The organism is Neobacillus drentensis, from assembly GCF_036962125.1.
GTDB classification, from domain to species: domain Bacteria; phylum Bacillota; class Bacilli; order Bacillales; family Cytobacillaceae; genus Neobacillus; species Neobacillus drentensis_B.
Window position 1 is genome coordinate 9555 of the sequence record NZ_JBALOA010000022.1, and the last position, 8026, is coordinate 17580.

Genomic DNA, 8026 nt, shown 5'->3' on the forward strand with positions numbered 1-8026 from the left:
CGAAGCGGTAATCATACGAAGTCTATGATGCCCGTTGAGGTAGAAAAAGGGATCGAAGCGGTAATCATTCGAAGTCTCTTGTTCCCGCTGAGGGAAAAAAAGCGCCCCCAATGTAACTAGAGGAAGTGACTATGCCTGTCTAGGAACACAAGGATTAAATCCACGGAAAAGAACCCACCAGGGGGATTGAAGCTACGCTGTTTCACAAAAAGTTCCAATAAACCTTCTTGCATTAAAAGTGTATTATATGTATAATACATTTTATCAGGTGTATTATACGGTTAATACATACTAAGGTTTGGTGTTTTGTCATTAATCATTCCCTTAGACTGTTTTGACTGTACTAAGGGCTTAATACATCGATACATTAAAACATGATAAAAAAGCTCCACACATGAATTTTTTTGTAACAACTGTATTAACCAAGTAATACAGAAGATAGAAGCCATTATGTTTTAGGAGTTGGGTCTATGGATGTAAAGTTTAACAATCGGGATCCTGTTTATGTGCAAGTGATTCGGCATTTTAAAGAACAAATTGCTACGGGTTTGTTTGAACCAGGACAGGAGATTCCATCGAGAAGGGAATTAGCGAATCAGCTGAAAATTAATCCGAATACGGCGCAGCGAGCGTATAAAGAAATGGAGGAACAAGGGTTGATTTTTACGGAAGGAAATGTGCACAGTCGCATTACGAAAGATGAGCATGTATTGAAAATGGTACGTGAGGAATTGATCTTAGAGGCAGTCGATGCCTTTGTTCATTCTGTTCGGTCGATCAATGTACCGTTACACGAGGCCTTGAATTTGGTGAAAAACAATTATGAGAAGGAATAGGGGGGATTTAGGTGATTGAAGTGAAAGAGGTAACGAAGAAGTTTGGCAGGAAGAACGTGTTGAATGGCGTTTCCTTTACGGCTGAAAAAGGGAAGATTACTTGTTTAATTGGTATTAATGGTGTGGGGAAGACAACGATTATGAAAGCGATTATGGCCTTAACCCCTATTGATAGTGGTGAAATCCTCATTAATGGCAGAAAAATTCATAAAGGAAGTTATGAAAAAATCACGTTTATCCCGGATGCCATTACGATGCTTCCTCAAATGAGAATTAGCGAGGCATTTACGTTTATGGCTGATTTCTATGATTGTTGGAATCCAGCAAGGGCGAGCGAACTGCTTCATTTTTTCAAGCTGAAGGAAAGTGATCGGATTTCTGAACTGTCGAAGGGCAATACCGCCAAAGTGAACCTGCTGCTCGGTTTAGCGATGGATGTGGATTATGTATTAATGGACGAACCTTTTTCCGGGATTGATATTTTTAGTCGGGAGCAAATTGCGGAGGTATTTACAAGCCATCTAATCGAGAACCGTGGTGTCATCATCACCACTCATGAAATTAATGACATCGAACATCTCATTGATAAAGTCGTGTTGCTTGATAACGGGGTTGTGCTAAAGGAATTTGATACCGAAGAGGTCAGAGAAAGGGAAGGGAAATCGGTCATCGATGTCATGAGAGAGGTGTATCAAGCATGAGTCGCTTTTTAAAGTTGGTCAATTTCGAATTTAATCGTTTTTGGAAGTTATATATGGTGTTAATGGGTGTGACGATTCTTTCCCAACTAACTGGGGTAATCGTGGTAGCACAAACATATGTCAATCAAGCCAATAAAGCAATTTACAAGGAATTAATGCCGATGCGTGAGTTTATCGTTCAAAATGGCAAATTGTCGTTTCACAATATTACTCAGACACTTTGGTTTTTAGGACCGATTGGAATTTGTTTGGTGGTATTGAGTATTTATGTTTTCTTTATCTGGTATCGTGATTGGCTTGGAAAAAATACATTTATTTATCGCTTGTTAATGCTGCCAACCGCTCGAATTCATGTCTATTTAGCGAAGGCGGTAACGATATTACTAGTTATTCTAGGGTTAGTAGCCTTACAGCTAGTATTACTGCCCATCGAAAATCAACTGTTCATCAGGTTGGTTCCCAATGATTTTCGCACCAATCTCTCGCTATTTGAGATTATTGAGGACCCCTATTTAGCGATTTTATTTCCACATACATTTAGAGAATTTATTCTTTATTATCTCGGTGGAATGGCTGCGGTCTTGGTTGTTTTTACGGCTATTTTGTTTGAACGTTCTTTTCGAATCAAAGGGGTGTTCTGGGGCATTCTTTATAGTGCTGCATCGATTCTCATCTGTTTAGCTCCCATATTAGTGAATGAGATCTTCCTAGGGAAGTACTTTTACCCAATGGAAGTATTTTTCATGGAATTAGTAACAGGTCTGATTGTTTTATCTGGTGCCATTTGGACAGGGAATATCCTCATAAAGAAAAAAGTAAGGGTCTAAGGAGGCACACAAATGAAACGATATTGGAAAATCCTCTCGCTTTGTATGGTTACGGTGCTGGTGATTGGGGCTTTTTATACCCAATCTGGTTTGAAAGCCAAAGAGAATACAAAAATTGATTTTAAAAAGGTAAGTGGGAATGATGAGGAAGTGGCCCATCTGATGATCAATGCGGATCTTGAAGTGGGTAATCTATATCAATCTCTACAAATTACCAACAATGAAACGATTAATCTAAATAGTCAATCCGTGTTTCAAAAATTAGCAAGGAATAGCACGGTACCTGTTGTCAATCATTTAATCGAACAGTACCGAACCTTTATGCGCGGGAAGGAAGTCAATCCGAATTACTTTTATGAAGATAAAGAATTAGTTGCCTTTGCCGCGATCATAACGAAGGATTCTAGAGATTCCTCCTTTGATATTGACCTCTTAAATAAAAAATCAAAAGAAACTACTTCGTTCCAGTTGGCTGTGCCGAAGAGTCAACCTTACAGTTGGATGGAGGTTGTTGATGTCCAAGTTAACGATGGTAACTTAAAGGTGATTGCACGAGGAGCTCGGGCAGCGGGTGGAAGTGATCTGAATATTTACACCATGAACATTGATGAACAAAGAGTCGTAAGAAATGAAGTCGTATATACGGCTCCAGCGGTAAAGAATGGATGGGTAGAAATCAGTGTTATCAATGATTATTATTCTATACAACCAGAGAAGTGGCTGTTGTTTAAAGTGGAGAATTATGAAGATAACCAGGCTCAGGGTGAAGGCGAAATGGCAGTGGACGGTGAACCGAAATTAGTCGTTAATGACGTGATGGTGTACGATCTTGAAAACAATCAGTCTAAAAAAATAATGGCTGCCGATGAAGTACTTCGTTCGATTAGTAATACGTCTGCGATCTTTCAATCAACCATGTATATTCCATCTATAGCAGCGAGTGGCTTCGAAGTCAGCAAGTATGATTTAGAAAAGGATAAATGGGGCAAAAAACTGACAGTGGATTTGCCTATTCATACAGATAATAATATTCAATATATAAAATTGATGAATGGAAAAGTCTATATCATCCAAGCAACAAATCATCACTATACCCTTTCCATTTGTGATTTATTAACGGGAAAATCATTATATGAAGGAGAATTAATCGTAAAAAACACGAGGGAAGGCGAACATGACTTTCTCTTTCATGTGAATGATATAGGGTCTGTTCAATAGGGTGTGACCGAGGGAGAGTCCTAGTGGCTCGTTTCAGAACCCCTCTCAATTAAAAGTTAATGCATTCAAGTAAGGCAGAGAATCGAAGCGCCTTCGGGTTATGGTATCATTTCACTCCGAGGGAAATGATACCATAACCTTTTTGTTCAATCATTAAGTACTTACGGAATGGCAGGTTTAAGGGAGTTCAATGTAAATGATTCTAGAGAAAGGCGACTCCTAATCATATTAGGAATCGCCTTTTTTTACAATCAAACCACGCTATTTTTAACTGTATTACTATCACTGACATCTGGGTCCAATACGGTATTGGCTGAGAGATTGACAGGGGACAAGTCACCGATTACTTCTCCGAATGCCTGATTTCGTTTATAGGATATAAATTGGTCAATTAATTGTAACGAACCCATATTTGCGACTGCTCCATTGTCAACGCTATTAACTTTAAAGGCCAACACATTGATGACCATCGGAGAAATAAAAAGCATGTAAACACTCCTATTTTTTAATGGATAGACAGATGGAACAGGATGCTAGAGGATACTTGACTTTACTGTTGTACTATCTTCTAAATCATTGTCAAGAACCCAAGAAGTTGACAACAGAGTAGGGCTTAAGTCTCCGTTTTGTTCACCAATTCCTTGATTCCGCTTATAGGAGACAAACAGGTCCAGATGTTGACTGGGTCCAAGATTCACAACGCCTCCATGGTCAATGGCGTTAATTTTAATACCCAAGATGTTAAGTGTCGCAGGCGCAAATGTCATGGTCTCACTCCTATGGAATTGGAACTTGGGCCGTCGATGTAAAGGTAGAGTTGGAATCCAGTTGATCACGGTCATCCACAAAACTTCTTGTACCGAGAAAGTTGCTTCCGTCTCCCATATTTTGGCCTAACCCCATATTTTTTTTGTCTGAATTATGCCATTCCGCTAGTAGGTTTTGCCCGACATTGATGGCTGAGGCATTCTCAAAAGAGTTTACCTTGATGATATTGATATTGATGTTAATGTAAGGAACCGGACCAGACATAAAACCCTCCTACGCATTTTAAATTGTTGTTTTTTGTGACCTGCTATCCTGAGGCTCATTTTCGAATATTGATGAGACGGTGAAAGCTCTCAGTGTTCCATCTGCCATTTGCTGGCCTATTCCTTGGTTTTTCTTTGCGCTCACATTTCTGTTTTGAATCATCGTTGAATTAAATGATACGTTACTTAAATGATCCACGTTATTCAGTTTTATACCTTTAATATTTATAGTTGTTGGTAAAAAGAACATAGACCAGAATCCTTTCTATTCAAAACCATGGATACTAAAAGCCTATGCTGGACAGATGATGATTATGTTAGGACAGTGAATTTAGGCGCCAGTAAAAGGAATATTTTTTACGAATTATCCTTTTTCTATGAATGATTTGATAAATCATAAATACGATGGTATAAGATGCACATTAATAAATGGACCAGCTTTATACTGACGAATCTTCCGAGGAGGATCCATACATGGATATGAATAAGATGCTACAATGGATGGATTTAGCGAAGAAGTATCAATCCAATGACTTTTGGAGTGGTATTTTTGAGCAGCCCTCCTTTGATGAATTTATGAAAAGTAATTTTGATTTTGGCCAGCCCGGAGAGGCAAAATCAGAACCAGTAAGGGGTAAAAATTTTCCGCCAACCGATATCTATTTGACAGATGAAGAGGTTATTTTGGTAGCCGATCTGCCGGGGTATTTAAGGGAAGATATCCAGTTGTCTGTATCGGGCATAAAGGTATTAATAAAAGGAAGCAAAAAAACTCTCATCAAAGGGGAACTGGTCCAACAAGAACGATATAATGGAGATTTTGAGCGGATCATCCAGCTTCCAGAACCAGTGCTTCCCAATCAAGTTCGTGCAAAGTTTAGCAATGGTTTGTTGATCATTTCCTATAAACGGCAATTTTCTAACGAGGAACAGGTGCCCATCGAATAATCAATCTCCCGGCATTTCATTCGCTGGTTGTCATAAAGGAAAATAAATAATAGTTTGCGAGGATTTATTATGCCTATTAAAGGGATATTCAGCGGAAATCATAAGAGGAATTTGATAAACAGCCCAAATGATGATGTTGAAAAGCAAATTATGCGGATCAACACACTGGAAGTCCAAATAAAAAGATTATTAGAATTTGAAAAGCAGGTTCGGCTATCGATGGTTGGAACGGACAAGCTTGTAAAAGACAGGAAATCATCGACTGAGCAGAAAAAGGTGGATGCCCAACAGGAGCTTCTCTCAAAAAGTAACGTTGAAAGTAAAAAAGAATTGAATCTGCTGTCACAGAGAATCGACAACCTGGAGAAGATGGTTCAAGAAATTCTTTTGGCACAAAAGGCTAATCAATCAGAAAGAGCTATGGGTGCGGAGTGTAATCCTCCGCGGGAAAATAGGAGTGATGGACAAGAATCGAGTGACTCATTCACCAATCTTATCAACATGAGAGTCCGTGAGCTGGAGAAAAATTATCAAAGGGTCAATGAGGTACAAGCTGGGATCCTCAATCAAATTGGAGAGCTAGTAGAAAAGCAAAATACTATGCTAGAAAAGGAACGCGAGGAGACCCATGAGAATCCTATTATTAAAACGTTATATATTGATAAATTTTATTTAGATAAATATGAGCAAAACAATAACATTGGCCAGATTGGCATTCACGAGTTGAGCGGTGCCCTCAATATTGGAGCGACCTATGGCAAAGATGTGATACCTAGCAGAGTAACGCAGGAAGTAAAAGAGGAAATAGAAAAGATAAAGGCCGCCAAGGAAGAAATGGAAAGACAGCAAACCAGTACAGACGAACCGGACAAGCCTGAAAAAGCTGAGTCATCAAGCGATTCCGCACCCATCCCTGGCGAGGAGGAGGAACACTTCACCGAAATCGGGATTGAGGAGGATGATTCGTCCCTTGATGGAGATTCCTTTAATATCTAGGTAAAGCGCCCAGTTCCAATATAATTGGAGCTGGGCATTTCTATGGTTTCGCAAACAAATCGTGTGGTTTCGCAAACAAAGGTCCTGGTTTCGCAAACAAATCATCTAGTTTCGCAAATAAACTCCATACTTTCGCAAACAAACTTTTCGTATTCCAAAAATGAGGGTGATTAGAGGAGTATATGGAGGAAGTATTCTTTTCGAAACATACTAATTTCATATCAACTAACAAATTTTAGTAGATTACATTAGCTTTTACTTTATAATTAAGAAAAAAGAGAAAATTTTAGCAGGATGTGAATGAAATGAAGTTTTTAAGAGAAGCTTATCAGTCAGGCCATGCACTTGAAATCATATTTTCTTCTTTGCGCTGGTTCTTTTTGGTCGTATCAATTACTGTCTTCATACTTCAATATGTTGAAGATCCAGTTCAGATAAAACTTACCCTATTTGTTCCTTTAGTTGTTTTCGGATTAATCTATATGGGGGTTTCAGATTATTATTTGCATAGGTCACCAGAAGGATCGAGGATGTACACATTTATGGCCAAATGTGGACCGTTCTTTGACTTTATTGCTTTTTCTACCCTTGTCCCCTTAACAGGAGGAATCGAAAGTCCGCTGTTTCCACTGGCCTATTTAATTATTTTACATATTGCTGTTTATTGGAGATTTTTAGGGGGAATCATTGCTGCTATTCTATTTATCTCTGTGTATTCTATCATTTTTTTAAAACAAGTTTCAGATATCTCTTCTTTTGATAGTATCGTCAATTATCTTTGCCAAGTGCTCTTTTTGTTCCTGATTGGAGGTTTAGGCGGGATTATTGTATCGAGAGAAAGGAAGCATCATTCAGAAAAAAACATGTTAGTCGAAGTGGCGAACCGTGATTATCTAACAAATTTATTGAACCACCGCTCATTTCAGGAGTGTTTACGAGAAGATATCGAGAATGGTCTAGAATTTCACCTTGCTCTCACTGATATTGATAAGTTTAAGTGTATTAATGATAAATATGGACATGTAATGGGAGATTTAGTGTTACGTCAGATTGGAGCAATGATTACTTCTATTATTCCGGAGAAAACAGGGAAGGTTTTCCGATATGGAGGAGAAGAATTTGCCATCATTCTCTATACGAAGGAACAATTTGAAGTAAATAGGATCTTAGTTCAAGTCAAACAAGCTGTTGCTAACCATTGTTTTTCTTGTGAAGGAGAACCCTTTTCTGTAACGATGAGTTTTGGATGTTGTAAACAAAACGGTGAAACTCCTAATCAGTTAGTAAAAAAGGCCGATAAACTGCTTTATGAGGCGAAGGATAATGGAAGAAATCAAATTGTTTGTGTAAATCTTGGGGCCTGTCACGACCTGATATTTGTCAAAGATTGATAGGTTTTAAAAGATATCATTTCCCTTAAGGTGGAAATGAAGGTATCCCCGGTAAAAGAGGAGGCGTCTCATTTCCCT

At 38.5% G+C, this 8026-nt stretch carries 11 protein-coding genes; 7 read left to right on the forward strand and 4 right to left on the reverse strand.

Annotated elements, in window-relative coordinates:
* Positions 1-470: 470 nt before the first annotated feature.
* From V7121_RS18830 to V7121_RS18845, 4 genes are read left to right on the forward strand one after another with little or no spacing between them, the layout of a single operon-like run.
* Positions 471-836 carry a GntR family transcriptional regulator gene (locus V7121_RS18830; RefSeq protein WP_335501410.1) on the forward strand — a complete coding sequence of 122 codons (366 nt, stop codon included), beginning with the start codon at positions 471-473 and terminating at the stop codon, positions 834-836.
* 11 nt (positions 837-847) lie between these two features.
* Positions 848-1537 (forward strand): ABC transporter ATP-binding protein, encoded by a 690-nt coding sequence (locus V7121_RS18835; protein WP_335501407.1) that lies wholly within the window; start codon positions 848-850, stop codon positions 1535-1537.
* Entirely contained in the window at positions 1534-2364 is an 831-nt protein-coding gene (locus V7121_RS18840) for a hypothetical protein (RefSeq protein ID WP_335501405.1), read from the forward strand. The genes V7121_RS18835 and V7121_RS18840 overlap by 4 nt, the downstream gene beginning before the upstream one ends.
* A gap of 12 nt (positions 2365-2376) precedes the next feature.
* On the forward strand, positions 2377-3582 hold the full coding sequence (locus V7121_RS18845; protein WP_335547409.1) for a hypothetical protein: 1206 nt from the start codon (positions 2377-2379) through the stop codon (positions 3580-3582).
* A 251-nt stretch (positions 3583-3833) separates the two neighbouring features.
* On the opposite strand, the gene V7121_RS18850 is transcribed toward V7121_RS18845, so the two are convergent.
* Genes V7121_RS18850 through V7121_RS18865 form a run of 4 tightly spaced genes read right to left on the reverse strand, consistent with a single transcriptional unit; the run spans position 3834 to position 4863 of the window.
* Positions 3834-4070, reverse strand: coding sequence for a spore germination protein (locus V7121_RS18850; RefSeq protein ID WP_335501400.1), 237 nt, complete (start codon positions 4068-4070; stop codon positions 3834-3836).
* Between the two features lie 45 nt (positions 4071-4115).
* Positions 4116-4349 carry a hypothetical protein gene (locus V7121_RS18855; protein WP_335547411.1) on the reverse strand — a complete coding sequence of 78 codons (234 nt, stop codon included), beginning with the start codon at positions 4347-4349 and terminating at the stop codon, positions 4116-4118.
* 10 nt (positions 4350-4359) lie between these two features.
* On the reverse strand, positions 4360-4614 hold the full coding sequence (locus V7121_RS18860; protein WP_335501395.1) for a hypothetical protein: 255 nt from the start codon (positions 4612-4614) through the stop codon (positions 4360-4362).
* Between the two features lie 18 nt (positions 4615-4632).
* The gene (locus V7121_RS18865) at positions 4633-4863 is read right to left on the reverse strand and encodes a hypothetical protein (RefSeq protein ID WP_335547413.1); all 231 of its coding nucleotides are present in this window, start codon (positions 4861-4863) and stop codon (positions 4633-4635) included.
* 224 nt (positions 4864-5087) lie between these two features.
* Between V7121_RS18865 and V7121_RS18870 the strand changes: the two genes are divergently transcribed.
* The 3 genes from V7121_RS18870 to V7121_RS18880 all read left to right on the forward strand — a co-directional run bounded on the left by V7121_RS18870 (position 5088) and on the right by V7121_RS18880 (position 7948).
* A complete protein-coding gene (locus V7121_RS18870; protein WP_335547414.1) occupies positions 5088-5561 on the forward strand; it encodes an Hsp20/alpha crystallin family protein in 474 nt (157 codons plus the stop codon).
* A 69-nt stretch (positions 5562-5630) separates the two neighbouring features.
* A complete protein-coding gene (locus V7121_RS18875) occupies positions 5631-6557 on the forward strand; it encodes a hypothetical protein (protein WP_335547416.1) in 927 nt (308 codons plus the stop codon).
* 305 nt (positions 6558-6862) lie between these two features.
* Entirely contained in the window at positions 6863-7948 is a 1086-nt protein-coding gene (locus V7121_RS18880; RefSeq protein ID WP_335547418.1) for a GGDEF domain-containing protein, read from the forward strand.
* Positions 7949-8026: the final 78 nt, after the last annotated feature.